A 25,280-nucleotide genomic window follows, 5' to 3' on the forward strand; every position below is an offset into this window, starting at 1 on the left:
TGACCAGGCTGCTGCCATGGGGTGGCTAGCAGCAGGGCGGGTGGCTGTCATGGGTTTGCCCGTTCCTGCGTGCGGCCGGCCAGGGCCGGGCTGTGCTGGCGGGTATGGGCGAGGACGTCCGGTTGGCGGGCTGCGTCGAGCAGGGACGTCAGCTGGAGGGCGAGGACTTCGGGGTCGGCCGGGCCGGCCTCCTGCCGTTGACTATTCCCGCGGACCAACCCACGCCCTAGACTGCGACCGCTTCAGGACTTGGCGATCATCGGGAGGGCGTGCGAGATGAAACGGGTACTGATCAGCGCATTCGCGGCCGTGGCGTTAGTCGTGTCCGGGGGGAGTGTCGCCACCGCTTCCGAGGGTGCTCCGCCGCGCACGACGCACGGCCCTTGCCAGTACACGCAGACCCCGGACGAGCCGCCGGCGCGCTCTGTTCCGCTGCCGCCTGATCCGCGGCGCACCCCCAGTCGTGGCACGGTTGACATGGCTGTTCCGACCAGCCAGGGTCCGCTCCCGCTGCACTTGGACCGGGCCAAGGCGCCGTGTACGGTCCAGAGTTTCCTGCACCTGGCACGGCATGGGTTCTACGACCGTACGGTGTGCCACCGTCTGACGGCGTACCCGACGCTGAAGGTCCTGCAGTGCGGCGACCCGACCGGTACCGGTGAGGGCGGGCCCGGGTACAAGTACAAGGACGAGCTGCCGGTGGACCTGCCGCCGGCATCGACCGATCCGACCGGCGCGCGCCGCCTCTATGGGCGCGGCCTGCTGGCGATGGCCAACGCCGGTCCGGATACGAATGGTTCACAGTTCTTCGTCGTTTACGGCGATTCCGCGCTGCGGCCGAACTACACGGTGTTCGGAACGGTCGGCGCCGACGGCCTGACGACACTCGACAAAGTCGCCGCCGGAGGCATCGAACCGACCGCGGAGGACCCGGCACCGGTCGACGGCACACCCGTGCTGCGGACCGAGCTGCTCCGCGTCCGGCCGTCCTGCCAGTATTGACGCACCGCAGCGTGGCCAGGGGCTCGATGAGCGTGCCTGGCGCCTGTGGCCGGCCCGGGCGGACCGGCCCGGGCGGACTACGCCGGCCGGGTGAAGCGTCTGGGTGCGGAAGCGGAGGGCTCCTGACCTTGTGCCCGGACTACGCGAAGCGCCCAGGGCGCAACCAGTGGACTCCGTATGGTGCTGCCCATGGACATCGCACCCATTGCGACATCGTGGGTGGTTGTCCAGCAAGCCGCAGCCGGTGTCTTCCGGGCGGTGTTCGGTTTTGGGCTGGTCAGGCCAGCGAGGGGCAGTTCGCGGGGACAGTCTGGAGCGGTGTAGGTGGTGTCACTGGGATGAGTTGAGCTGGACGGGGAGACGCGGTGTCGCAATTGAGTGTTGCGCAGTTGCAGCGATCCGCGACAACCACCCAGAGGGAGCAGTCGGCGCACTGGGGGTCCGGTGGGGGAGCGAAGTAGACCCGCCCAACGGGCCGGGCCCAGACCCTGTGAAGCAGGGTCATTCAGGCCCGCAAGCGGGCCGTTTGGCTAGAGCGAAGCGCAAGCCGAACGAGGTCCGCAGCGAAGCGCAGGACCCCGGCCCCAAGGGCCGGCTCCGGCTCAGCTTCTGGATGCTGTTGGCGATCTTCACCGAAGGGGGTGAGGGTACCGCCCACCCCGCGCTCGGGGTGGAACAGACCTGCTCACCCAAGTTCCCCAACCCCCTTGGCGCTGGCCTGCGGGCGGGCGCCACGGGGGAGGAGCTCAGGCCTGGGCGGACGCCGCTGGCCTGATCAAGTTGACCTCTCAGTGGGCGGGGCGCTGCGGGGTGCTGGCCACCCCTGCTTCCCGGCCGCTGAGCGAGGCGTCCAGGGTCTCCTGGGCCGTGCGCATCGCCTCGGCGTACTTCGGCTCGGACATTCGCTGCCAGGCCAGGTCGGGTGCGATGTGCTCGACCCGGCTCATCACCCACCAGATGTTGCCGAACGGGTCCCGCACTCTGCCGCCGCGATCCCCCCACGCACTGTCGGCAGCCTCGGTGATCACTAGTGCTCCGTGCGCAACAGCAGTGGCCATGGCGGCGTCCGCGTCCGGGACATAGACCCGCAGCAGTGAGGGCATCACCGGCCAGTCGGGCCGTCGGTCGAAGGCCAGCACGACCGTGTCGCCGACTCGGATCTCGCCGTGACCGATGGTGCCGTCCTCGACCGGCACCCGTGCAATCTCTTCGCCGCCGAACGCGGCGGTGATGAAGTCGAGCAGTGCGCCGGTGTCGTCGGTGACCACCCACGGTGCAACGCTTGTGTAGCCCTCGGGTGCAGTCTGACTCATCGGTATCGTCCCCTCCCGTGGCTCCTCGTGACGTCACGACTCTAGGGATCATCTAGGACAGTTTTCTTCCTAGATGAGCCAGGAATCAGCGCGACTTTCGTCAGCACCCTGGTCATTGCTGTCCTCCTTCTGGAACCTCGTGCTGAGGATGAGACGGGCTCAATCTCGGCGGGGGCGGAGATGCGCTCCACGGCCAGGGCAACCACGCTGCCGTCTGCGTCCCACCCCAGGCGCCCTCTTCTCACGTCGCCACCAGCCGTCTTCATTGCAGTCCCGGTGTGAGCACGGCGCTTTGCCAGGGCCGGGGAAGCCTGCTCAGGTGGGCGTGTCCGTGGCGAGTGCGTGGGCCAGTTGGGTTCGGGTGGTGATGCCGAGCTTGGGGAAGATGCGGTAGAGGTGGGAGCCGATGGTGCGGTGGGAGAGGTAGAGGCGTTGGCTGATCTGGCGGTTGGTCAGGCCGGTGGCAGCGAGTGTGGCGATCTGGAGCTCCTGGGGGCTGAGCCGGTCGCGTGCGGCCGGTGTTCGCTGGATGCTGCTCTCGCCCGCGGATCTGAGCAGTTGGCGGGTGTGGTCGCTCCAGTGGGGGGCGCCGAGGGTGTCGAAGATGTCCCGGGCTTCGCGCAGCGGTCCACGGGCTTCGACGGTGCGGCGCTTGCGGCGCAGCCAGTGGCTGTGGGCGAGGAGGAGCCGTGCGCGGTGGGGCGGCCAGTGGCTGGGGCTGCCGGACAAGGCTTCCTCGTAGTGGGGTTCGGCGTTGTCGTCGTCGGCGAGGACGGCTCGGGTGTAGCGCAGACACATCTGGATCATGGGTGAGGGGAGGCGGTCGGCGAGGGCGTCGAAGCCGGCCAGGATGGTGCGGGCCTCTTCCTGGCGGCCTGTGTGGGCGGCGGCGTCGGCGAGGTCGGGGGCCACCCACCAGCGCATCTCGTGGAAGGTGGGTTCGGTGGGTTCGAAGAGGCGGCGCAGGAGGTCGAATGCCTCCTCGTAGCGGCCGGCTCCGATCGCGGCGACGGCGCGTACCTGCTGGATGCTGTTGAGGAGGAAGCGCACTCCGCTCACGTTCAGAACTTCTTCGGCCTTGCGGGCGAGGGCCTGGGCGACTTCGTGTTCTCCTCGGAGGGCGGCGAGCATGGCGAGGTTGGTGGTGGCGGAGACGGCCCAGAAGCTTTCGCCGGTCTCTTCCGCGAGTGCGGCGGCTTCCTGGCTCTCGGTCTGGGCGCGGTCCCATTCGCCGGTCCAGATCCTGCCCCAGCTTCCGGCGCCGAGGGTTCGGGCGAGGAGTGCGAGGCGGCCTTGGGAGCGGCAGGTGTCGGCGGCGGTGGCCATGTATGAGGACGCGGTGTGGAAGTCTCCGAGGATCAGGGCGGCGCTGCCGAGGTAGCGCATCACGTCGGGGTCGGAACGGTCGGGAGTCAGGGCAGCCATGCGGGCGATCACCTGGGTGCCGTGCGATTCCGGCAGGGCGTAGGCGAGGATCGCCAGCGCGAGCGGGTCGTCGCCGGGCCGGTCGAGCGGGTCGACGGCGCGGGCGACGCTCTCGCGCAGGGGGGTGGGCAGGTTGCCCCACCAGCAGCGGGAGGCCGCGCGCCACAGTAGTTGGGCGGCCAGGTCGGGGTGGGGTTCGGCGGTGTCCGCAGCGGCTCGCAGCAAGGCGCGCACCCGCGCCTGGTCGCGCATCTCGCCCGGGGCGATGATCTCCTGGACCACGGCGAGGCGACCGCGGTCCTCGGGGCCCATCAGGGCGGGGTCGGAGCGGTCGGCGAGTTCGGCGGCGGCGGTGCGCTGTCCGAGTTCGCTGGCCAGTTCGGCAGCTCGCAGCAGGAGCGCGGTGCGGCGTTCGGGGGCGGCGGTCAGGTCAGAACCGCGTTCGAGGGCCGTGACGGCGATGGTGACGGCGCCACGGGGTCGGGCCCGGGCGGCGAACGCCTCCAGTTCACCAACGACGTTCTCGTCCGTGCCGAGAGTGGCCGCGGCACGGTGCCAGACTCGCCGGTCCGGGTCGGCTTCCAGGACGTCGGCGAAGGCCGCGTGGACTGAGAGCCGCTCGGCGACCGTGGCGCGGGCGTAGATCGCGGAACGGATGAGCGGGTGGTGGAACCGCAGCCGTACGGTGTCGGGGTGGATCAGGCCGCTGTCGACGGCGGGCTGGAGCGCGTGCGCGCCCACACGGATCCCGGCGGTGATGCCTGCGGCGCGCAGGAGCTGGGTGAGTCCGCAGGCGGCGTCGGCCGCCGCGGCCAGGAGCAGGGCTTGGGTGTCCGGGGGGAGGTCGGTGTAGCGGAGGCCGAAGGCGCGCTCCAGGCGTTCGTTGACCGGGACGAGGTCGGCCGGCTGCCCGGCTGCTCCGGCGGCGGGGCCGGTGGGGGAGAGGGTCCTGGGAAGTTCGACCAGGGCCAGCGGGTTGCCGGCCGACTGACTGAGGATCAGGGATCGGTGGCCGGGGCCCAGGTGGGGGGCGGCGCGCTCCAGGAGCGCGATCGCTGCCGCGGGTCCCAGGGGCTGCACGGGCATCTCGCGCAGGCCGGTGCCGCTCAGCGGATCACGATGGCCGGTGCGCGCGGCGGTGAGGATCAGGACGGGCTCGGCGGACACCCGGCGTGCCACGAAGGCCAGGACTTCGGCACTGGGGGGATCGAGCCACTGAGTGTCGTCGATGACGGCGAGCAGGGGGTTCTGTGCGGCGGATTCGGTCAGGAGTTCCAGGGTCGCCAGCGCGACGCTGAACAGGTCGGGGACGGAGCCCTGGGAGCCGAACGCCGTTCGCAGGGCCCTGCGCTGGCCCGGCTCCAGCCGGTGGGCCTGTGGTCTGAGCGGGAGCAGGAGCTGGTGCAGTGCGGCGAAGGGCATGCGGCTCTCGGGCTCGACGCCGACGGCGCCCAGGACGGTCATGGACCGCCGTTCGGCGCTGCGGCAGGCCCGGGCGAGCAGGGCCGATTTTCCGACGCCGGCGCCGCCGCCGAGTACCAGGGCGTCTCCCTGGCCGGTTTGTGCCTGGTCGAGCAGCCGCTCGACCAGGGCGAGTTCGTCCTCACGGCCGAAGAGGTCCGCCGGGTCGTCAGCGGACAGGGACATGGAAAGGGGACTGCTCACGTGGTGCTCACCGCCGGGGCGTAAACGTGGTCGACAAGGGGGGCCGTCGGACGTTCGTCGCCTCGCGCGTCGCCGGACCAGGTGGAGCGTAGGCCGGGGCTGCGGAGGCCCGTACAGCTCGGCCGGATTTGCGGCAATGGCCGTCACGTTGGTCCTGCTTTCCGGCCGTGGTGGCACGGTGGTGCAAGTCAGCGCGGGCTGCTCGGGCTCTGGTCGTCCGCGTGGGCGCCTGCTGCGGCTTGCGGTTGCTCCTCGGCGACGAGATGGCGCCATTCGCGAGGAGTGAGGCCGTAGGTGGCGCGGAAGCGGCGGGTGAAGTGTGAGGGGTCGCGAAAGCCCCAGGAGCGGGCGATGTCCGTGATGGAACGCTGGCGCTCCTGTTGCGCGGCGAGGTCGCTGCGGGCGCCGGCCAGGCGCCTGGCGAGGATCCACTGTTCGAGGGTGCTCTGCGGGGGCTGGACGAGCCGGTAGAGCTGGCGCAGCGAGATGTGGTGGGCGGCGGCGATCCGCGCGGGCCGCAGTTCGGGGTCGCGCAGGTGATGGTCGATGTAGGCGTTGATCTGGGCGGGCAGGGTGTCGGCCAGAGCGGCGGCCGCGTGCCTGTCCTCGCGGGCGGCGGAGGCGACCAGGGCGCGGACCAGGGTGATGCTGGCCTCGCCCAGTGCGGGCGCCTGGGTGTCCTGGCTGACCGCGTCGGCTTGGCTGGTGAGGCCGGCGAGGTGGTCGCGGACCAGTGGGAGGAGTCTGCTGGCCTGAACTCTCGGTGCGGCTCGGCGTACCAGGTCGACCGGCAGGCCGAGCCGGTCGTAGGGGATGGAGAAGGCCGCAGCGCATCCCAGGCCGGTCCACGCGTAGTCGTAGGGGGCGGTGAGGTCGGACAGCAGGAGGTCACCGCGGCCGAGTGTCAGGGTGTGGTCGGCCTGGGTGCGTCTGGCGTGGCCGTACTCCTGCAGGGCGATGGCGAGGATCTCGGGTGCGTCGCGGCGGATGTGGGCCGGGGTGCGGGTCATCCGCATCCCGGTGCCCTCGTGCCGCCACAGGAAGGCGGCGCCGAAGTGCCACAGGTCGATGCGTGCGCGCGGGGGGCTGTCGGGGTCCTGGTGCACGAGCCGGCAGGCCGGGGTGGCGGTCAGCATCGCGGCGCGGACGGCCTCGGCCCGGTCGCGCGCGGGTATTTCGCCGGTGTCGAGGACCAGCACCATGCGTCGTCCGTCCTTCCCCGGCTGCCGTCCGGACCTGCACGTATTAGGTCTCTCTCCAGCCAGGCGGCCCATCGTAGCGACCGGCCGCAGCGCTTCCCCGGGCATGCGTGACTCAACGCCGGGCGCCCGGATCGTGTGGTGACTCAATCCGGGCCGGGAGTCGGACGACTCAATCCTCGGACCGCTCCGGCAGGGGATGTTGGTGACGACAGGAACGGCGGGCCTGCCGGTGACAGCACCGGCCGGCCCGCCGAGACCGACCACATCGCGACGGGCCCGCACGGCCCGGCTCGCTTCTACCTTCCGGAGGACCACCATGCCCACGATCACCACCCGCGACGGCGCCCAGATCTTCTTCAAGGACTGGGGTGCTGGTCGTCCGGTCGTCTTCAGCCACGGCTGGCCGCTGAACGCCGACGCCTGGGACAACCAGGCACACCTGGTTGCCTCCCACGGCTTCCGGGCGATCGCCCACGACCGCCGCGGACACGGACGCTCCTCCCAGACCTGGGACGGCAACCACATGGACCAGTACGCCGACGACCTCGCCGAACTGATTGAACAGCTCGACCTGACCGACGCCGTCCTGGTCGGCCACTCCACCGGCGGCGGCGAGGTCACCCACTACCTGGGCCGCCACGGCACCGCCCGGGTTTCCAAGGCCGTACTGCTGGGCGCCGTCCCGCCGCTGATGCTGAAGACCGCCGCCAACCCCGAGGGCTCCCCGATCGACGTCTTCGACGGCATCCGGGCCGGCGTCACCGCCGACCGCTCGCAGTTCTACCAGGACCTCAGCACCCCGTTCTACGGCGCCAACCGTGACGGCGCCACGGTCTCCCAGGGCCTGCGCGACGCGTTCTGGCTGATGAGTATGCAGGTCGGCGTCAAGGGCGCCCTCGACTGCATCAAGGCGTTCTCCGAGACCGACTTCACCGAGGACCTCAAGAGCATCGACATCCCCGTCCTGATCGCCCACGGCGACGACGACCAGATCGTGCCCATCGGGGCCGCCGCCCTGCAGGCCGCCAAGCTCGTCAAGAACGCCCAGCTCAAGGTCTACCCCGGCGCCCCGCACGGCCTCGTCGGCGACTTCGAGAAGGCGTTCAACGCCGACCTCCTCGCCTTCCTCGCCAGCTGAACTGCCCCCGCCCGTACCCCCGCACCCCCGAGCCCCGGGGCGCCGCGCGACCGTCCCCGACCACGGACAGCACCGGCGCCCCGCCCAGTACCAGGAGTCTCAATGGTGAAGTCATGCCGCCTGCGTGACCGGTTGGGCGGGGGTGAAGACTCGTCCGTCACGCAGCAAGGCCCACAACGCGCTCGCCGGCGGGCCAGGGCGATGACGGCCTGGACGTGCTGGCAGCCCTCGCCGCGCTTCTTTAGGTGGAAATCCCGGTTCGGCCCGTCGCGGATGATGCTGGTCTGGGCGGACATGTAGAACATCCGGCGCGGACGGCGGCTGTAGCGCTTGGGGCGGTGCAGGTCGCCGGTGCGTCGGCCGCAGTCGCGGGGGATGGGCACCAGGCCGGCCGCCGAGGCCAGGTGACCGGCGTCCGCACAGGCCGTGAGGTCGCCCGCCGCGACGACGAACTCGGCGCCGGGTATCGGGCCCAGGCCGGGCAAGGACCCGATGATCTCGGCCTGCGGGTGACTGCGGAGTGTCTCGCGGATCTGCTTGTCGAGACGCTTCAGCCGGTCGTCCGGCGCCAGGATCTGCGCCGCCAGATCAGCCACGAGCTGCGCGGCAACCTCCTCACCAGGCAGGGAAGTCTGCTGGGCCTGAGCGGCCTGCAGGGAGGTGGCCGCGACCGTGTCGGCGCCCCGGACGCCGCGGTTGGCCAGCCACGCCGTGAGCCGGGCCCGACCGCGGCGCCGGATGGCAGCCTGGCTCTGGTATCCGGTGAGCAGGATCAGCGCGCCCTTCTGCGAGCTGTGGTCGAAGGCCCGTTCCAGAGCGGGGAAGACGCCGGTCAGTACGTCGCGGAGGCGGTTGATCATCCGCACCCGGTCGGCCACCAGATCCGACCGGTGGGCGGTCAGCAGCGCCAGGTCGGCGGCCGGCTGAGCCGGCACATCGATGGTGGAGAAGTCCCTTCGCTGGCGGGAGGTTTCAGCGATGACGGCGTCACGGGCATCGGTCTTCGCCTCGCCCCGACAGGCGCCCGACATGCGGTTGGCGGTGCGGCCGCCGGACGTAGACGGCTTGCTGGCCGTGGGCAGAGAGCAGGCCAGCAGCAGCGCTAGCCACTGAAGGCAAGACCCCATCAGCCACACCCGGCCCTCCCAGGCCGACCAACAACTTACGGAGAACCCCATGTCCCACGACGAACCGCAGATCCCGGCCACGACCCTGGCCCAGATCGAGACCGCCAACGCCTCCGGCCGCACCCCCGTGATCTTCATCCACGGCCTGTGGCTGCTGCCCAGCAGCTGGGACCGCTGGGCGACCCTGTTCGAGGCCGCCGGCTACGCCCCGCTCTCCCCGGGCTGGCCCGACGACCCCGACACCGTCGAGGAAGCCGCCGCCCACCCGGAGGTCTTCGCCAACAAGACCGTCCGCCAGGTCGCCGACCACTACGCGGCCGTCATCGCCCGACTCGAACGCCGGCCCGCCGTCATCGGCCACTCCTTCGGCGGCCTGCTCGCCCAGATCGTCGCCGGCCGCGGCCTGGCAGCAGCCACCGTCGCCATCGACGCCGCCCCGTTCCGCGGCGTCCTGCCCCTGCCGGTCTCCGCGCTTCGCTCCTCCCTCCCGGTGCTCGGCAACCCCGCCAACCGCCACCGCGCCGTCCCCCTGACCTACGAGCAGTTCCGCTACGCCTTCGCCAACGCCGTCGACGAGGACGAGGCCCGCCGCCTCCACGACACCTACGCCGTCCCCGCCCCGGGCGCCCCGCTGTTCCAGGCCGCCACCGCGAACTTCAACCCCTGGACCGAAGCCAAGGTCGACATCGACAACCCCGACCGGGGCCCTCTCCTGATCGTCTCGGGCGAGCAGGACCACACCGTCCCGCACGCCATCTCCGCTGCCGCGTACAAGCGCCAGCTCAAGAACCCCGGCCTCACCGAGTTCACCGAGATCCCCGGCCGCGGGCACTCGCTGACCATCGACCACGGCTGGAGCGAGGTCGCCGAGACCACCCTCGCTTTCGTCCGGCGGTTCACCAAGTAGCGCTCCGTCCCATCCATACCCCGCCTCACCTGGAGAATCCGATGCCCGCCCTGCCCCGCACCACCCGACGGCTCCCGCGCGCCGTCGGCCCCGCCGCCCTGGCAGCACTGCTCACCATGGGACTGACCCTCACTCCCGCCGCTGCCTCCAGCGCCGCGAGCCCCGAGGCCAAGCGCCCCAAGCCCACCATCGTCCTGGAGCACGGCGCGTTCGCCGACGCCTCCGGCTGGAACGACGTCATCCACACCCTGCAGAGGCGCGGCTACACCGTCTACGCGCCGGCCAACCCGCTGCGCTCGCTGACCGGCGACACCGAGTACCTGAAGTCGTTCCTGGCCACCCTCAGCGGCCCGGTCGTCCTGGTCGGCCACTCCTACGGCGGTGCGGTCATCACCGGCGCCGCCACCGGCAACCCCGCGGTCAAGGCCCTCGTGTACATCGCCGCCTACGCACCCGAGCAGGGCGAGAGCGTCGGCCAGGCCACCGCCCTCGGTGGCGGCAGCACCGAACTGCTCCAGCACATCGTGGCCCGGCCGTTCCCCGGCGCGGCCACCGGCGACGCCGACGCTTCCATCGACCCCGCCTACTTCCGCCAGCTCTTCGCCCAGGACCTGCCTGCCGCCCAGGCAGCGCAGATGGCCGCCGCCCAGCGGCCCGCCGCCTTCGCCACCCTCGCCCAGCCCGCCGGCGCACCCGGCTGGAAGACCATCCCCTCCTGGTACCTCGTCGCCCGCGACGACCACACCATCCCGCCCGCGGCCGAACGGGCCATGGCCAAGCGGGCCGGCGCCCGCACCGTCGAGATCAACAGCTCCCACGCCGCCATGGCTAGCCACCCCCGCGCCGTCAGCGACCTCATCCTCAACGCCGCCACCAGCTGACAGCCCCCGCACGGCCCCGGTGCCCGGCACGGTCCAGCGGACCCGCCGGGCCCCGGGGCCGGACCACCGACAGGAGCACACCCGCCATGCCCGCCACCATCACCGGCCCCCTGGCACAGGCCGACCAGGACACCACCGCCCGCGCCCTGCAGGGAGCCCTGGTCGACCTCCTCGACCTCTCCCTGACCGCCAAGCAGGCCCACTGGGCCCTGCTCGGACCTCGCTTCCGCTCCCTGCACCAGCACCTGGACGAACTGGTCACCACCGCCCGCGACTTCGCCGACACCCTCGCCGAGCGCGCCGCAACCATCGGCACCCCACCCGACGGACGCAGCGCCACCATCACCGCCACCAGCGCCCTGACCCCCTTCCCCGCCGGCTGGGTCAAGGACACCGACGCCCTCGACCTGATCACCACCACCCTGAGCGACCTCATCCGCCGCACCCGCCGCCGCATCGAGGACACCGCCGGCACCGACCCCGTCTCCCAGGACCTCCTCATCGCCCTCGCCGGCGAACTGGAGAAACAGCACTGGATGCTCCAGGCCGCACACCAGCACTGACCCCCGGTCCCCTTTTCCTCCGGACCGTCCGAAGCAGTCCAGCACCAACCGCTCAGCCAACCTCCGAGGAGCCCACCATGAAGACCACCCTCACCCACATCGGCACCGCCACCGTCCTGATAGAGATCGGCGGCCTGCGCCTGCTCACCGACCCCGTCTTCGATCCGGCACCCGCCCAGTACCAGTTCGGCCCCATCACCCTGCACAGCACCGCCGGACCCGCCCTCACCCCCGACCAGCTGCCCGCCATCGACGCGATCCTCCTCAGCCACGACGAACACCCCGACAACCTCGACACCTCGGGCCGCGCCCTGCTCGCCGACCACCTGGTCCTCACCACCGAGAGCGGCGCACAGCGCCTGGGCGCGGGCGCCGTCCCACTGGCTCCCTGGACGAGCCACGAGATCAGCCGCGACGGCGAGACCCTACGGGTCACCGCCACCCCCGCACGCCACGCCGGCGACGTCATCGGCTTCGTCGTGGAGCAGCCCGGCGCGAGCGAAGCGCTCTACATCTCGGGCGACACCGTCTACTTCGCGGAACTCGACGAAATCGCGCGTCGCTTCACCATCGGCGCCGCCATCCTGCACTTCGGCGCCGCCCAGGTCGACGAACTCGGCGAACTCCCCATCACCCTCAACGGCGAGCAGGGCCTCAAGCTCACCCGCTCGCTGCGGGCCCGGACCGTTGTCCCCATCCACTACAGCTCCTGGGCGCACTTCTCCCAGGGCCGCGACGCCGTCGCCGCGGCCTTCGAGGACGCCGGTCTCACCGACCACCTCCACTGGCTTACCCCGGGCATCGCCACTGACCTTCCCTGCTCCCCGCGCATGCGGGGTTGACTCGATCACTCGGGCACCTGCGCGTCCTCGGCATCCGCTCCGCGCCCGTGGGGATGAACCCGGCGGTGCGGCCGTACAGCTCGAAGCCGCGAACTGCTCCCCGCGTCTGCGGGGATCAACCCGACTTCGACATCGACCCCAGGCCCAAGCTGCTCTCCTCCCCGCGCCGGGCGGGGAGGAATCGCCGCCACGAGGTCGTTGATGCAGCGTGTACCCGTGTCCGCCCCAGCGGTGGGCCCGTGATCTTGGTCGAGGGGTTCAGTGGCTGCCCCGGGCACGGGAGTGGGTCGCCACGCCGTGAACGCGGTTGGGGCCCGCCGCGGGCGTTTCCGCGTCATTGGTGGTGGGGGAGGGGAGAAGGTCCGTGTCCCTTATTCGTCGGCGCGGGGTTTGCGGTGCCTTCCTGTTCCCGCGGCCATGCGGGACCGGGCGGGAGGTGTCGGCAGTGCGTCGTCGGCCGCTTGTGGGTTGAGGAAGCGGCGGGCTGCCGCGAGGTCGGCGACCGTGGCCAGTGTTGTCCATTGGTAGCCGTCCCATTCCAGGATGAGGCGGGGGGCGTCGGGGTGGACGTGGGCTCCGTGTGCCCCGGGTACGAGGGTGACGGCCTTGCGTTCGCCGACGGGGCGGAGTCGCTTCGCGCGGCGGGCCGCCCATCGGTCCAGGGGTTCGTCCATGGTTGGTCTCCTCCGTCCGGCAAGGGCAGCACCCTACCGGCCGGAGACGGTGAACCGGTCGAGTTCCGGGGCGCCGTGCTCGCGCCAGCGGTTGACGTGGTCCTCGATGGCGTCCCAGATGCGGTCGGGGCCGCCCTGCCGGACGGTCCAGGCTCCGTCGGTCTCGGTGAGGGCGGCCCACGAGCCGGCGTTCACGTCGATCAGGACGTGTTCGGTGCGGCCGTCGCGGTCGAGGGTGATCCGCTGGGTTCGGGGTGCGGCGAGCTGGGCGACGAAGCGGGTGTTCCAGTCGTTCAGGGCGTCGGCGCCGAGGAGGGCCGGGTGCTCGTCGCCCTGGTCGAGGTCGGGGAGGACGCCCAGCCGCGGTGGCTGCTGGGGGCGGGCGAGCATGAAGGAGATCGGTCCGCCGAGGAAGCGCCCGGACGCCGTGCCGTCCTCGTGGACGGTGAGGCGGGCGAGCTCGGAGGAGTACATCCAGCCGCCGAGGGTGGCGAGGATGACGCCGCCGGGACGGGTCTGCTCGATCCATGACGGCGGCAGGTCGACGATTCCGCAGGTGGCGACGGTGCGGTCGTACGGAGCGCCGGCCGCGTGTCCGGCCAGGCCGTCGCCGACGATCCGGCCGCGGACGAGGGGCTCGAGGGCCTGGCTTCGTCGTGCAAGTTCGCGCCCGAGATTGCGACGGACAGGGGTAGACCGGTGCACTCGGTGATCAAGTGGACCTTCGAGCCGAACTTGCCCCGATCGACAGGATTCGGACCCGTCAGATCCCCCTTCTCAAGGCCCTCATGTTCACCGAGGCGATCGCGCAGCGGGACCAGTCGAGCTCGCCGCGAGCGCCGAGTTCGTCGAGGACCAAGCGGTGGAGCTTGGCCCACACCCGGGCCTTGCTCCACTCGGAGTACCGTCGGTGGGCTGTCGCCCCCGAGGGGCCGAACGATGCCGTGGGTAACTGCTGCCAGGTACGACCCGACGTCGTGACGAACACGATCGCGGCCAGTGCCTCACGGTCACCGTGCCGGCGCCGTCCACCGCCTTGGCGCCGCGACGGCGCCTTCGGCACCACCCGTTGGAACAGCTCCCACAGCTCGTCCGGCACCAGCCGTTCAACGAGCCCCACCATGATCGACAGCCTACCCACGAGGGCCAGATGAGATGACGTTCAAGGAACCGATCTGCTGGCGAACCGTCTCTGGACGAAGGACCAGAGGCAGTTCAGGCCCTGGGGAAGCGTAGGACGTTGTCGGGCAGCCGGGCCGCCTCCTCGGCCTGGCGCGACCGGTCGGCCAGGACCGCGCCCGCGAGAGCGAGGTGGTTAACCTGGTCCTTCAGTTCGCCCGCGTCTCCAGTCGCTACGGGACCCGGGCTCGCCGCGGCATGCACGGACGGGCGTGGGCCGTGCAGCGGGCCCAGACTGCGGGCCGCTACGAACGTCTTCCGGTGATGTGGCTGGTCACGAGGGTGACCAGCTTGCTGCCTTCGTGACCCTCGGACACCAGCCGTGGGCCGCCGTCATCAAACCTGTCGGGCGGCGGGGCCGGAGACCTTCTCTCCGGCAGCGATGCGATCGCGCAGGCGGGCTGCGGTGTCGGCGGTGGCCAAGGCGGTCTCGACGTCAAGAACGTCGGCGTCGCGGGAGGCGAGGGCGCCGGGGGCGTGGCAGCAGCGGCGGAAGCGTCGGATCATCGGTCCGTCTCTTGCTCGCCGTTGGCAGTGCGGGGGCCGGCGGGCGCCCTGAGGACGCGCGGCAGATGGACGTGCAGGTGCTCGACCACGACCTCGTGGCCGCCACCAGCCCTGCGTACCGGGACCAGGTCGCTGAACTGTTGATGGCCCCGTAGCCCCGGCAGACCTGCTGAAATTCGTCAGAACGCAAAAGAGCTGCCCCTTGCCGCCGGCATTCCGGGTAGCAAGGGGCCGCATCGTGTCAGTCCGCCGGGGTCTAGGGGCCGGGACCCCGGCCGCAGTGGCGGAGGTGTGCCGTCACGGGCGCGGGTCCCGGCGGCGCGGCGCCGCCCGTGGGCGGTAGCGGAGCGGGGCAGCGGCCCCGCCCCCGGAACGGCGCCGCAGGCCGCGTGGTCAGCAGGAGATGTAGTCGAGCACCGCCGAGGTCGCAGTTCCGGAGTGGTAGCCGCTGAAGTTCACGGCCTTACCGTTACCCCCGGCCCACGGCGACTCCCACCAGCCGCCGTCGCTGAAGAAGATGCGCATGTAGGGGCAGCGGCCATCAGCCTTGGTGTCGTGGACGGTGCCGGTGATGTTCCCGTCGCACACCCGGGCATCGCCGTACCCCTCCGGGCGAGAGCCGGGACCGCCTGTGTCGACGACCTTGCAGGTGAGCACCGCGTCGGCGGACGCTGCCTGAGCTATGGGGGCCGTTGTCAGGACGAGGCAGCAGAAGGCCCCCAGCAGGCTGGCCGCTGCGGCCATTTGCCCCGGCCTCATCCTTTTCAGCATGAGATGTACCTGATCTCCGCGCCCGTGTACTCGCCGTCGTGGTAGCCGCCGAAGTTGACGGCCTTGCCCTTGCCTCCTGCCCAGGGAGACTCCCACGGGTCACCGACCGTGAAGAAGATGCGTATGTAGGGGCAGCGGCCATCGGCCTTGTCGTCGTGGATGGTGCCGGTGATGTTCCCGTCGCACACTCGGCCGTCGCCATGCCCCTCGGCGGTCGGCTTCGGGGCGATGACCCGACAAGTCGAAGCCGCTGGCGTGGATGCCTGGGCGGAAGGGGCCGATACGAGGCCGAGAGCAGGGACGGTGATCAGCATCGCTGTGACGAACGTTCGGAACTTGATGCTCTTGTTCATGATTCCCCTCTTCGTAAGCGTGTTGCGATGGACCGGCGACGAGCTGGTCCGGCCCCTCGCGCTCTTGACGAGTCTGGTCGCGGGCCTGTCTATCCGTCATTGGCCTGCGACGCATGAAGGGTTGTCTCTGAGCGCACGGCGAGTGCTGTACGACGGTGCTCGCCAGGTGGTACGCCGTAAGCGGTGCGGAACGAGCGGCTGAACGACTCGGGATTAGTCAGGCCCCATCGCGCGCCGATCGCGTGCACGGGAACCGCCAGTAGTCGCGGGTCGGTCAGGTCCCTGCTGCAGTGCTCCAGACGACGCCGACGGATCGCGGTCGACACCGTCTCGCCCCTGGAGCGAAAGAGCTGGTGCAGGAGCCTCACGGAGATGTGATGGTGGGCCGCGATGGCCTCGGGGCCGAGCTGGGGATCGGCCAGGTAGTCCTGAATGAACACGTCGATGCGGGCTAGCAGCACCTGGTGTCGCGTCTCGGGGGAGATGCGGTCCTGTGCGTCAGCCCGGACCGCGAGCAGCCCGGCGGCCAGGTCCAGGCTCGCCATGCCGAGCCGCTCACACTCCGCGTCGTCCAGTCCGGGCGCCTCCCGGGCTACCGAAATCAGGTGGTCAGCGAGGATCCGCCCGATCCCTGATCGGGCGGGCAGGGTGTGGGCGAGCAGCGGATCAAGCCTGGCCTCGGGCACTGGGACGAGCGTCCTGGGCAGGTGCAGGATGACAGCTCGGGCGGCCCCGGTCCCGGGCGTACTCGCGGCCCTGCCGCGGTAGGGCCGCGAGGACGTCCAGAGGGCGAAGTCGCCAGCGCGGAGAGCGGCATCGTTGCGGCCCTGGGACACTGCCATGGATCCGCCCAGGATCAGCGTCAGTTCGTAAGTCTCCGGGTCCCCGCGACGGACGAGCTCTGCGGTACGTTCCGAGCGCAACTCGGGGAAGGCCAACGTCGTCAGTTGAAGAGGCCCGAGACCTAGCGAACTCAGGCTCGCCGTGAAGTCCGATGCCTTGTCACTGGTGATCCGGATGGGAGCCACGCCCTGTCCGATGGCTTCGCACCACCACTCGAAGCGCTGCTCCCTGGGTAACGCCGTCGTGTCGAACTCAGTGAACGCCATCGCCCCTCCACTTGGATAGCCTGCTTCTGCCTGCTCAACATGGCCAGGTGGCTTTCTGCAGCGCAATGCACGCCAGTCATATGGCCGAGCCGGCGCCGGAGATGGCCGGGAGCCGTCCGCCGGGTATCCAGGGCCACTGGTTCATGAGGGCGCCGGCTCGTGGCCAGGGAACGGGCCGGCACGCCTGGCTTGGGCCTTCGGCCCGATACGCGCTCACCCCCGCGAGGGCATCGGCCAAGACGTGGCAGGCGTCGTCCGACTCGCGGGGGCCGATGCCCTCAGCCGCTACGACCTCGGCGTACTCATCGCTTGCCGCGACGGCATCGCCCCGTCCCTGCTCCCCGCCGGCCGCCGAGCGGACACCCAACTCCGGGGGGGCTTGGACGTGCGTCTGGACAGCGGCGCCACGCAACGCCAGCTGGACATCAGGCTGCGCGGTGAGCCACTGCGCGGCCTGGTTTAGGCAACCGGCAGACGGTGGTACCGATGGGCCGTTGCCGCCGCTGGCTGGGGTTCCGGTACGAGGCGAGCGGTCGCTCCGGGTGTATCGAAAGGTGGTTCCGATGACGTCTGCCGCGGACGATCCGCGCCCTGCGGTGCTGGTGGTCGGTGCCACGGGCCAGCAGGGCGGAGCGGTGGCGCGGCATCTCCTCGCGGCGGGCCGGCCGGTGCGGGCGCTCACCCGTGACCCGGACAAGCCCGCCGCTCGCGCCTTGGCCGAGCTGGGTGCGCAGGTGGTGGCCGGGAATCTGGAGGACGCGGACTCGCTGCGGCAGGCACTGGCGGGTGCGGAGGCGGTGTTCTGCGTCACCCAGTTCTTCGAGGCCGGCTACGACGGCGAAGTGGCGCAGGGCAAGCGCATGGTGGACCTGGCGGCGCAGGCCGGTATCGGGCACTTCGTGTTCAGTTCGGTAGGCAGCGCGGACAGGAACACGGGCATTCCGCATTTCGACAGCAAGTACGAAATCGAACGGTACCTGGCGGACAGTCCGGTTCCCTTCACCGTGCTGCGGCCGGTGTTCCTGATGGAGAACTGGGAGGGCCGCCGGCAGGAGATCGCGGACGGCTTCCTGGAGACCCCGCTGTCACCCGAGCGGCCGGTGCAGCAGGTCAGCGTCGAGGACATCGGCGCCTTCACCCTGCTGGCCCTGAGCCGGCCCGGCCGGTGGAAGGGGCGATCGGTGGACCTGGCCGGCGACGAGCTGTCCATGGCGCAGGCGGCCGACGTCTTCGCCCGGGTCCTGCGACGAGCCGTGGACGTGCGACAGATCTCCTGGGACGACTTCCGCGCACAGCAGGGCGAGGAGATGCACGTGATGAACCGCTGGTTCGAGACCGTCGGCTACGCGGCCGACCTGGATCTCCTGCGCGCGGAACACCCCGGGATGCTCACGCTGGAGGACTACCTGAACCGGCACGCCTGGCAGGCGTGACCGCGGAGTGTACGTACAGAGCAACGCGGTTCGTGGTGGTCCGGGTAGCGGTCGACGCGCCCAGCACGGCGCGGGGGCTTCGGCGGTATCCGTCTGCTGGCGCCCGTTACTGACCTTGAAGCCGTCTTGTCATAGGGGCTGACGGTTGGTGATCGTCGCGGTATGCCGGTTGTATGAGGTATCCGCAGGGTGGGGGTCTGACCGCGGAGCGACAAGCATTCCGCGAGCGGGTCCGGATGGAAGCGGTCGCGATGTTCGCCGATGGGCGGGGCAGTACCGAGGTCGCGAAGGAGTTACGGGTCAGCGTCCGGTCGGTCCAGCGGTGGCGGAGAGCCTGGCGGGAAGCCGGCCAGGACGCGGTCCGCTCCCGCGGCCCAGCCTCACGTCCGAAGCTGAGTGATGGGCTGTTCGCCGTGCTCGAGGAGGAGTTGGCCAAGGGCCCGGTCGCGCACGGCTGGCCAGATCAGCGGTGGACGCTGGCCAGGATCAAGACGCTGATCGGCCGACGGTTCCACAAGAGCATGACATTGTCGGGCATCTCCCAGATGCTGCGGAGACACGGTTGGAGCCACCAGGTTCCGGCCCGTCGTGCCGTCGAGCGCGATGAGGCAGCCGTGGCCGGCTGGGTGAAGGAAGTATGGTCGCGCCTGGAACCACCGCGGCGGCGCTCGGGGCCTGGATCGTCTTCGAGGACGAGGCCGGATTCTCGATGACGCCGCCGACCTCACGCACCTGGAGCAAACGCGGCAGCACACCGGTCATCCGGGTGAAGGGCCGTTCCCAGCGCCGCTTCTCCATAGCCGCCCTGTGCTGCTACAAAGCTGGCGAACGCTCCCGCCTGATCTACCGGCCCAAACGGCATACCGATCACAAGAGCGGCGGCCGCAAGAGCTTCGCCTGGACCGAATACCGCGACCTCCTCATCGCCGCCCACCAACAGCTCGACGGACCCATCGTCCTCATATGGGACAACTTGAACGTCCACAAAGACCGCCGCATGCGAGCCTTCATCGACGCACACGACTGGGTTACGGCCTGCCACCTGCCGTCCTACGCACCCGACCTCAACCCCGTCGAAGGCATCTGGTCGATTCTCCGCCGAACCACCCAGGCCAACACCGCCTTCACAGACCCAGACCACCTCATCCGCCGACTGCGAAACGGTCTCCGCCAGATCCAGTACCGCAGCGACCTCATCGACGGATGCCTCGCCGGGACAGGACTCGCACTGACGACACCACGCCTACAACCTCAGTAGCGGGTGCACTGCTCCATGGTTCCGTTCTGCACGGTGGCGGCGCGGGCGGCGTGCCGCGGGGCTCAGGGCAGGGCCAGACCGTCGCTGGCCGGGCGGGGCACCATATGGGCGTGGAGGTGCTCTTCGTGATTTGTGTGTCTCGCGAGACAGGGGGATTGCGATGCCGTCAGCTCGTCACGTTCACCCAGATGGGCACGGGCTGTACGGTCAGCGCCTTGCCCGGATGAAATCCATTGGTGCACCCCGCCGCCCGACGGGATCATGAGCTGCCGCCGTGCCGCGCCCGGGACGGCGGTCGTTCATGTGCCGCCCTGGGAGGAACCCTGTATGACCCTCGTGCCGATAGTCCGACGCGTGCTCGGCGACGGCTCATTCGCCGAGATCGGAGAACCCGCTCTGGCCGTCGTTGACGAGCGGTCGCGGACGGTCGCTGTGGGTGGGGACCTCGGACATGTCCAGTGGAGTGGCAGTGGCACTGCGGACTCCCGATGGACGGGGCACCGGATCGGTGTCTATGAGCAGGACGGGCTGCGGTGTCGGCACGTGGCGCGGTCTTGGTACCCCGTTCGGGCTCTCGCCTTCCACCCCGTTCTCCCCCTGTTGGCCGTTGGTACGGGGCGCTACGACGGCGGCTACTCGTTCGAAGGTGAGCTGCTGCTGATCCACCTGAACTCCGGCGACGTGGTGTCCGCCCTGCAGTACCCGCGGGAGGTGCTCGGCGTGGAATGGCGCAGCGAGACGGCGCTTCGTCTGGTCTTGGCGCCGTGTGACGACTGGGAGAACCCGCAGGCACACGAGCAGGGTCATGCGGTCGATGTGGCTCGCTCAGACTGGGGTGCCGTCGGGCGGGGGGAGATCGGTGCCGAGGAGCTGGCCGCCCCTGCGGAACCGGTTGCCCAGCCGGATCACAGCGTTGAGGCCCGCCGAATCCTCGCGGACCTCGCGGCCTCGGCCGGTCGGCAGTGGTCCGTACGCCGACGGGTGTGGGCTGTCGAAGGTATGGAGGACGGCCGCGTGCTGGCCGCTCTGGACGGGGTCCTGGCGGAGTCGTGGCTGCCATCAGGAGACCTGCAGTGGGCGGTCGATGACGAGGAAGGCGGCCGACAGCTGGTGCTGGCCTCCGACGGCACATCAGTCTGGACCAACGCCGAACGCCGCAGTCGCCGCAAGGCAAGGCGCTGGGAGACGTCCGCACCCCGAGTCGCCCGGGTCGCCGTCGACACAGGGCAGGTGCTGGAGACCCTGAGCCCGGGCGTGTTCACGGTTCTCGTCGCAGGCGGCCAGAGGACGATCCTCAGGCCGTTGGACGGCCGCCGCAAGAATCCCGAACGGTTGATGATGTTCGACCTCGACGGTCCGGTGGACGGTCCGGAGGTCGGTCACTTCGACCTGTTCAACCACCCATTCGCCGTCCGTCGCGCGAGCCGCCCGTACGTCCTTGTAGGTACTGACCCGGACGAGCCGCACAGGGACAAGTGGGTCATCGCCGTGGGCGCCGATAGGACTTTGCGGCGGCTCTTCCCACACTCCTGGGTACCGGAGGAGCATCATTTCGGGGGTCCCGCGGTCGAAATCGGGCAGTCCCTGGTCTATGCCGGTGCCGTCCACAACGGTCGCGGACTCCAACTCGGTGGCGCCTACGTCGTGCGGCGGTCCCTAAGCGGCTCAGTGCAGTGGCAGCATCGCACCGATCATCCTGCCACTGCCCTCGACGTAGACGGGGACACCGTCTACGTGGCCTACAACTCCGGCGCCCTGACAGCACTGGACGCTGCCGACGGCTCGGTACGGTGGCACACCGGGCTTGAGGTCGACGGAGCACCGACCACCGCACTGTCCCTGGCTGTGGCACCCCAAGGGCACTTGCTCATTGGGACCGTCGACGGCCGGATCCTGGAGTGCTGGCCTCGGCCGTGACCCAGAGGAAGCCTTGTTCTTCGTGTTTCGCATGTCTCATGAGGCAAGACCTCCTCTTCGTGGTGGGGGTGTGGTTCACCCGCTTCGGGGCGGAGTGGAGCGACGCGGCCACCAGAGGCGCATGCGAGTTCCTGGCGGAGTTGGGCGTTGTCGTGGTGGAGGGCAGCGATGGCCGTGGCCGCGGGCCGCTGCGTCCAGACGCCTGTTGACAAGCGTGCACTCGCGGGTCTTCTCGGTGAGCATCCGACGAAGTCGTGTGGTCTCCTCGTCCCGCCGGGCCTCGCTGGGTGTGCCGGCGCCGTGTTCGGCGAGGTGGCTCTCCCATTCGATGAGGACGGCCACGCCCCAGTTCATGGTGGCCCGACTGACCTGGGCTTCTCGCCAGAGGTTCTCCTTGGTGAGGCGCCCATCGGTGTGCTGGGGCTTGCCCTCGAAGAGGCGGCGCATCGCGGTCCGTAGGGCTTCGGCTGTCTTCGCGGAGACGCCGTCCGCAGTGAGGGCCCGGCAGGCTGACGTGGAAGCCCTCGTCGGCGCCCTGCACCAGGCCGCCACCGAGAACCAGCTCCTGCGCCAGCAACAGGCTGGGCACACAGCCGTGGTCCGCCCCTTGCCCCCACAACTCGGAACGAGAAGCCCCGTCATGCCGCCGGGCGGGCCCTGGTAGGGCTCCTGAGCGCGGCCACGAGGATCTCCCCACGTACGGCCAGTTGCGGATGTGACGTTCCGTGACCACCATCGGGTGGGCGTCGACCCGCGTGCTGATACGTGGTTAGGCTCGGAATGCCTTCAGCAGGAGCTCGCCGAACTCGGCGGGGTGCGTGGTCAGACCGGTATGCCCGCCGGGGAAGCGCCGCAGTTCCGTACCGAGATGCTCGGCCAGGAAGGCGGCCGGACGGCAGGGCAGCTCGCCACGTGACTCCTGGCCGCAGGCGAGCACCAATCGGTCCGACAGCGCCTCCAATCGGTGGATGTCCGGAGCGTAGGACATGAAGCTGGGCACGATGTGCCCGAGGGAGTAGGGCAGGTTGGCCATTGTCCGCTCGGCTCGGGCCGCCGCCTGCGGTGGCAGCTTGACTTCGGCCTCCGGCTCGGTGGTGTCGCCGTCCTTCTTCATGCCGGCGGCGAACACGGCCATCGCCGGTATGAGCCCCTCGGAGCGAAAGGTCTCCTGGACGCGCGCGATGAGCGCGCGATGTTCGGGGGCGTCCGGCAGGATCTCCACCAGCGGTGGTTCGTGTGCCACGAGGCGCTCGACACGTTCGGGGTGGGCGGTGAGCAGGTGCACGGCGGTGATCGCGCCCGAGCTGGAGCCGAACACCCGGGCGGGCTCACCGTGCGCCTGGCGCTCGGCGTGCATTGCCACCTGGGATCCGCCATGCCGATCACCCACCGCGACAATCGCGGCCAGATAGTTCTTCGCTAAGTGGCCGTCAGCGGAGAATCAGAAATGGCCACTGACACGGACCTCTGCGAGTGTGGGCCGGGGTGCGGTGCGGCCGGGGTGCGGGACGCGTAAGACGACTTACGCACCTCGGGGGTGTGAGACGGCCAGGGGTGCGTGTCAGGGCCGGCCCCTGGCGGGGCTGGCTCTGACACATGTGGCACTCGTACCGCAAGCATGTGCTGCGGTTGTCCTCCTTTTCGAGATGTCATCAGCATCCCGGGTCCGCACGATGCCAGGTCGGTTCTGTATCCGCGGTGTTCTGCGCGGTACGCGAGAGGCACGCGTGGTTTGGACGGCCAGGGACCCGGATTACCCCGCCAGTTGCCGTGGGCACGGTTCAGGGCAGTGCGAGTGCGGTACTGCTGTTGGTGTTCCAGACGGGCTTTCCCGCGACGGTCGGCCGCAGTGGGGGCTGGGTGCGGAGCTGTCCGCGAGCAGGAGAGCGAGGAGGATTCCGGCTGAGTGCTGGCTGAGGGTATGAGCGGCTTGCGTGAGTCGCTGGTGCTGGTGGGCAGGGACAGCGCGATGCATGCCGCCCGGGTGGGAATGGTCAGGGGGAACGCCGCGCAGATCTCGCGGTCGGAGTATTCCAGGAGGTCGAACTGGCAGGCCTGGGGGCCGTGCCCGTCGAGCGCTTCGAACAGCCGAGTGGGTTCGGTGATGGTCCGGTCGGTGAGCGCGAGGGCTCGCAGCGGGAGAGGCGATCCATGCGGCCGCGGAAGTCGAGTTGGGCCAGCAGGCTTTCCCCGACGGCGCTGGTGTGCGCGACGTGCGGGAACGGCACGCGATCGTTGACCAGCGGCGCCGCGGGCCCGGACGCTGAGGTCACCACGAGTACCTCACCGTCGATGTACTGCGAGTAGTAGACGGCGCCCCCCAGACGCCGGCACAGGCCGTCGAGCGTGACCCGCACCAGCTTCTCCTCCCCGCCGGGGGCGCGGGCAACGTCCAGGCGGGGCCCGGATCGGCGCTCCCCGGCGATGTTGTCGATGGGTCCGGTCCGGATGCCACGCCGGAGGCTGTGCATGGTCCAGGTCGCCTCGGGAGGGCTATGCGGCTGGACGTCGTCCTACGGTGCGCTCACGGCAGGCTGTGATACTGGCCGTCATGACAAGCCCTCCCGAGAAGCCGGTGGCCTCGTTCTCACGGATCAAGATCCGTACCGGGGCCCTGGTGTTCTGCGGCGACGACGTCGCCCTCATCCGCCGCGACCGCGCCGACTCCACCCACTACACCCCGCCGGGCGGCAACGTCGAGGACGGCGAAGACCTCCACCAGGCCTTGGGCCGGGAACTGGCGGAGGAACTCGACCTGAACATTGACCAGGCCGAAGGCGTCGAACTGCTGTGGGTCGTCGACCAGCGGGTAACCCGCCCGGGCCCCACCCCGCCGCCGCGCAAGCTCCACCTCATCTACCGCCTCCACATCACCCCCGAGCTCCGCGCCAGCCTCGCCGAGCAGGAGCTGGACGAACTGCCCGACGGCAGCCACGAGGTCGGGGTCATCGAATGGATCGACTACCGGAAGACAGCAGAGCTCCCGATCTTCCCGCCCATCGGACCCGCCCTCGCAGCCCTCGCAGATCCCCACGCCGCCGTCACCGACGCCGCGCTGGACGCCGTCACCGACGAGAACTACACCTGGGTCTGACCGCCGTGAGCCGGCACGAGAAGCGGACGACCTACCCCGAAGCCGTCAACGCCACACGCACCCGCGTGAGGCGTACGCGAACGGCCGGAACAGCCCCGACGCCCTGATCGCGGTCTCCGCCGCCTCCAACCGCTCCCAGAGCGACAAGGATCCGGCGGAGTCGCTGCCCTTGGACGGCTCGACCACTGCGCTTACGCGGCTGGGGCTTGGCGGCGGCGATCCCGAGCGGCAGGCCTGCTCGGGATCGCGGAGGACTGCCCCACCGCCGACTGTCGTGCACGAGCCAGCGCCGTGCCCCCTGTCGACACCGCCATCTCGTCCGCTGCCCGGCGGATGTCCTCGGGCTGCTCGGCGTCATCGAGGAGCCCGAGGAGGAGCATCAACGCCCGTCTGATCAGTTTCAGGCGTGGCTCGCCTACCCCGTTGACGGGGGTGTCGGGGGAGGGCCAGGGTCTTGTCCTTGCCGGGATCAACGCTGACCGCGCTGGTAGGTCACGTTGGCCAGCTGGGACCGTCCCGTTGCCAGGCCGCCGGTCCGCGCGGGGTGCCGGCCTCGGCAACTCGGGTTCATCCAGCGCGATGGGCCAAGGACTCCAGCAGGCCATCGCGGGTCATGTGGGAGCGGCGAGGGATTCCCGCTCGGGTGGCCCTCTGTACCGCTCCGCCTTGTTCAGCAACTGAAGCGACCAAGTTTTCGAGGCGGGCCGCCGGGAGCTGCCGCAGACGATCAAGGTGTCAGAGGGGAGTGTCGCCCTCCTCGGTATCGTCCTCGACTCTGGAGGGGGGCGCCAGGAAGAGTCCCTGGTACTGGGGTTGCGGCACAGTAGGCAGCCCCGTCGGTTCCTCGACCAGCGCAAGGTGGAACGGTTGGGCCTGAGAGGTAGTCATGTGTTTCCCCTTCATGTCTCACGCTCCGAGGC

Annotated in this window: 22 protein-coding genes and 3 pseudogenes; 13 read left to right on the forward strand and 12 right to left on the reverse strand. The window is 70.2% G+C overall.

Annotated features, from left to right (window positions below; translation table 11 throughout):
• Window positions 1-276 precede the first annotated feature (276 nt).
• Both EES41_RS35835 and EES41_RS35840 read left to right on the forward strand, forming a co-directional pair.
• Window positions 277-1,002 (forward strand): peptidylprolyl isomerase, encoded by a 726-nt coding sequence (locus tag EES41_RS35835; protein WP_123082019.1) that lies wholly within the window; start codon window positions 277-279, stop codon window positions 1,000-1,002.
• Window positions 1,003-1,528: 526 nt separating this feature from the next.
• Complete coding sequence (locus EES41_RS35840; protein ID WP_123082020.1) at window positions 1,529-1,777, forward strand: hypothetical protein; 249 nt, start codon at window positions 1,529-1,531, stop codon at window positions 1,775-1,777.
• 13 nt (window positions 1,778-1,790) lie between these two features.
• Here the strand turns inward: EES41_RS35840 and EES41_RS35845 are convergent, their stop codons facing one another.
• The 3 genes from EES41_RS35845 to EES41_RS35855 all read right to left on the reverse strand — a co-directional run bounded on the left by EES41_RS35845 (window position 1,791) and on the right by EES41_RS35855 (window position 6,607).
• Window positions 1,791-2,315 carry a VOC family protein gene (locus EES41_RS35845; protein WP_123082021.1) on the reverse strand — a complete coding sequence of 175 codons (525 nt, stop codon included), beginning with the start codon at window positions 2,313-2,315 and terminating at the stop codon, window positions 1,791-1,793.
• A 315-nt stretch (window positions 2,316-2,630) separates the two neighbouring features.
• Window positions 2,631-5,387, reverse strand: a complete 2,757-nt coding sequence (locus tag EES41_RS35850; protein WP_216827291.1) for an AAA family ATPase — start codon at window positions 5,385-5,387, stop codon at window positions 2,631-2,633.
• A 206-nt stretch (window positions 5,388-5,593) separates the two neighbouring features.
• Complete coding sequence (locus EES41_RS35855; protein ID WP_164496049.1) at window positions 5,594-6,607, reverse strand: helix-turn-helix domain-containing protein; 1,014 nt, start codon at window positions 6,605-6,607, stop codon at window positions 5,594-5,596.
• A 316-nt stretch (window positions 6,608-6,923) separates the two neighbouring features.
• On the opposite strand from EES41_RS35855, the gene EES41_RS35860 reads away from it, so the two are divergent.
• Window positions 6,924-7,745 carry an alpha/beta fold hydrolase gene (locus EES41_RS35860; RefSeq protein ID WP_123082024.1) on the forward strand — a complete coding sequence of 274 codons (822 nt, stop codon included), beginning with the start codon at window positions 6,924-6,926 and terminating at the stop codon, window positions 7,743-7,745.
• Between the two features lie 111 nt (window positions 7,746-7,856).
• Here the strand turns inward: EES41_RS35860 and EES41_RS35865 are convergent.
• Window positions 7,857-8,834 (reverse strand): annotated as a pseudogene (locus EES41_RS35865) (IS110 family transposase); the annotation flags it as partial.
• Between the two features lie 87 nt (window positions 8,835-8,921).
• Between EES41_RS35865 and EES41_RS35870 the strand changes: the two are divergent.
• The 4 genes from EES41_RS35870 (at window position 8,922) to EES41_RS35885 (ending at window position 12,065) form a co-directional block, all read left to right on the forward strand.
• Window positions 8,922-9,779, forward strand: a complete 858-nt coding sequence (locus EES41_RS35870; protein WP_123082025.1) for an alpha/beta hydrolase — start codon at window positions 8,922-8,924, stop codon at window positions 9,777-9,779.
• A 41-nt stretch (window positions 9,780-9,820) separates the two neighbouring features.
• Window positions 9,821-10,660 carry an alpha/beta fold hydrolase gene (locus tag EES41_RS35875; protein ID WP_123082026.1) on the forward strand — a complete coding sequence of 280 codons (840 nt, stop codon included), beginning with the start codon at window positions 9,821-9,823 and terminating at the stop codon, window positions 10,658-10,660.
• Window positions 10,661-10,746: 86 nt separating this feature from the next.
• Window positions 10,747-11,223 carry a Dps family protein gene (locus tag EES41_RS35880; protein ID WP_123082027.1) on the forward strand — a complete coding sequence of 159 codons (477 nt, stop codon included), beginning with the start codon at window positions 10,747-10,749 and terminating at the stop codon, window positions 11,221-11,223.
• 77 nt (window positions 11,224-11,300) lie between these two features.
• Window positions 11,301-12,065: an MBL fold metallo-hydrolase gene (locus EES41_RS35885; protein ID WP_123082028.1), complete on the forward strand. Its 765-nt coding sequence runs from the start codon at window positions 11,301-11,303 to the stop codon at window positions 12,063-12,065.
• A gap of 371 nt (window positions 12,066-12,436) precedes the next feature.
• On the opposite strand, the gene EES41_RS35890 is transcribed toward EES41_RS35885, so the two are convergent.
• The 7 genes and pseudogenes from EES41_RS35890 to EES41_RS35910 form a co-directional block, all read right to left on the reverse strand.
• Window positions 12,437-12,739 (reverse strand): DUF6087 family protein, encoded by a 303-nt coding sequence (locus EES41_RS35890; RefSeq protein ID WP_123082029.1) that lies wholly within the window; start codon window positions 12,737-12,739, stop codon window positions 12,437-12,439.
• 33 nt (window positions 12,740-12,772) lie between these two features.
• A complete protein-coding gene (locus EES41_RS41770; RefSeq protein WP_254211831.1) occupies window positions 12,773-13,357 on the reverse strand; it encodes a hypothetical protein in 585 nt (194 codons plus the stop codon).
• A gap of 3 nt (window positions 13,358-13,360) precedes the next feature.
• Window positions 13,361-13,865 (reverse strand): annotated as a pseudogene (locus EES41_RS41775) (IS5 family transposase); the annotation flags it as partial.
• Between the two features lie 389 nt (window positions 13,866-14,254).
• Window positions 14,255-14,425: a hypothetical protein gene (locus EES41_RS41780; protein WP_164495648.1), complete on the reverse strand. Its 171-nt coding sequence runs from the start codon at window positions 14,423-14,425 to the stop codon at window positions 14,255-14,257.
• A 393-nt stretch (window positions 14,426-14,818) separates the two neighbouring features.
• On the reverse strand, window positions 14,819-15,169 hold the full coding sequence (locus EES41_RS35900; protein WP_164496052.1) for a hypothetical protein: 351 nt from the start codon (window positions 15,167-15,169) through the stop codon (window positions 14,819-14,821).
• A 20-nt stretch (window positions 15,170-15,189) separates the two neighbouring features.
• Window positions 15,190-15,549, reverse strand: coding sequence for a hypothetical protein (locus tag EES41_RS41785; RefSeq protein WP_164496053.1), 360 nt, complete (start codon window positions 15,547-15,549; stop codon window positions 15,190-15,192).
• 89 nt (window positions 15,550-15,638) lie between these two features.
• Entirely contained in the window at window positions 15,639-16,658 is a 1,020-nt protein-coding gene (locus EES41_RS35910; protein ID WP_123082032.1) for a helix-turn-helix domain-containing protein, read from the reverse strand.
• A 241-nt stretch (window positions 16,659-16,899) separates the two neighbouring features.
• Here EES41_RS35910 and EES41_RS35915 point away from each other — a divergent pair, with 241 nt between their 5' ends.
• The 5 genes from EES41_RS35915 (at window position 16,900) to EES41_RS35935 (ending at window position 21,266) form a co-directional block, all read left to right on the forward strand.
• The gene (locus EES41_RS35915; RefSeq protein ID WP_367995801.1) at window positions 16,900-17,121 is read left to right on the forward strand and encodes a hypothetical protein; all 222 of its coding nucleotides are present in this window, start codon (window positions 16,900-16,902) and stop codon (window positions 17,119-17,121) included.
• A 100-nt stretch (window positions 17,122-17,221) separates the two neighbouring features.
• Complete coding sequence (locus tag EES41_RS35920) at window positions 17,222-18,091, forward strand: NmrA/HSCARG family protein (RefSeq protein WP_123082033.1); 870 nt, start codon at window positions 17,222-17,224, stop codon at window positions 18,089-18,091.
• Between the two features lie 173 nt (window positions 18,092-18,264).
• Entirely contained in the window at window positions 18,265-18,804 is a 540-nt protein-coding gene (locus EES41_RS35925) for a winged helix-turn-helix domain-containing protein (RefSeq protein WP_123082034.1), read from the forward strand.
• The gene (locus EES41_RS35930; protein WP_254211832.1) at window positions 18,801-19,349 is read left to right on the forward strand and encodes a transposase; all 549 of its coding nucleotides are present in this window, start codon (window positions 18,801-18,803) and stop codon (window positions 19,347-19,349) included. Before EES41_RS35925 ends, EES41_RS35930 begins: the two co-directional genes overlap by 4 nt.
• Window positions 19,350-19,676: 327 nt before the next feature.
• A complete protein-coding gene (locus EES41_RS35935) occupies window positions 19,677-21,266 on the forward strand; it encodes a PQQ-binding-like beta-propeller repeat protein (protein WP_123082036.1) in 1,590 nt (529 codons plus the stop codon).
• A 769-nt stretch (window positions 21,267-22,035) separates the two neighbouring features.
• Here EES41_RS35935 and EES41_RS35945 read toward each other — a convergent pair.
• Window positions 22,036-22,596 (reverse strand): annotated as a pseudogene (locus EES41_RS35945) (alpha/beta fold hydrolase); the annotation flags it as partial.
• Between the two features lie 1,221 nt (window positions 22,597-23,817).
• On the opposite strand from EES41_RS35945, the gene EES41_RS35950 reads away from it, so the two are divergent.
• Entirely contained in the window at window positions 23,818-24,360 is a 543-nt protein-coding gene (locus tag EES41_RS35950; RefSeq protein ID WP_123082905.1) for an NUDIX domain-containing protein, read from the forward strand.
• Window positions 24,361-25,280: the final 920 nt, after the last annotated feature.

Origin of the sequence: Streptomyces sp. ADI95-16 (assembly GCF_003721495.1) — a bacterium.
Lineage (GTDB): Bacteria > Actinomycetota > Actinomycetes > Streptomycetales > Streptomycetaceae > Streptomyces > Streptomyces goshikiensis.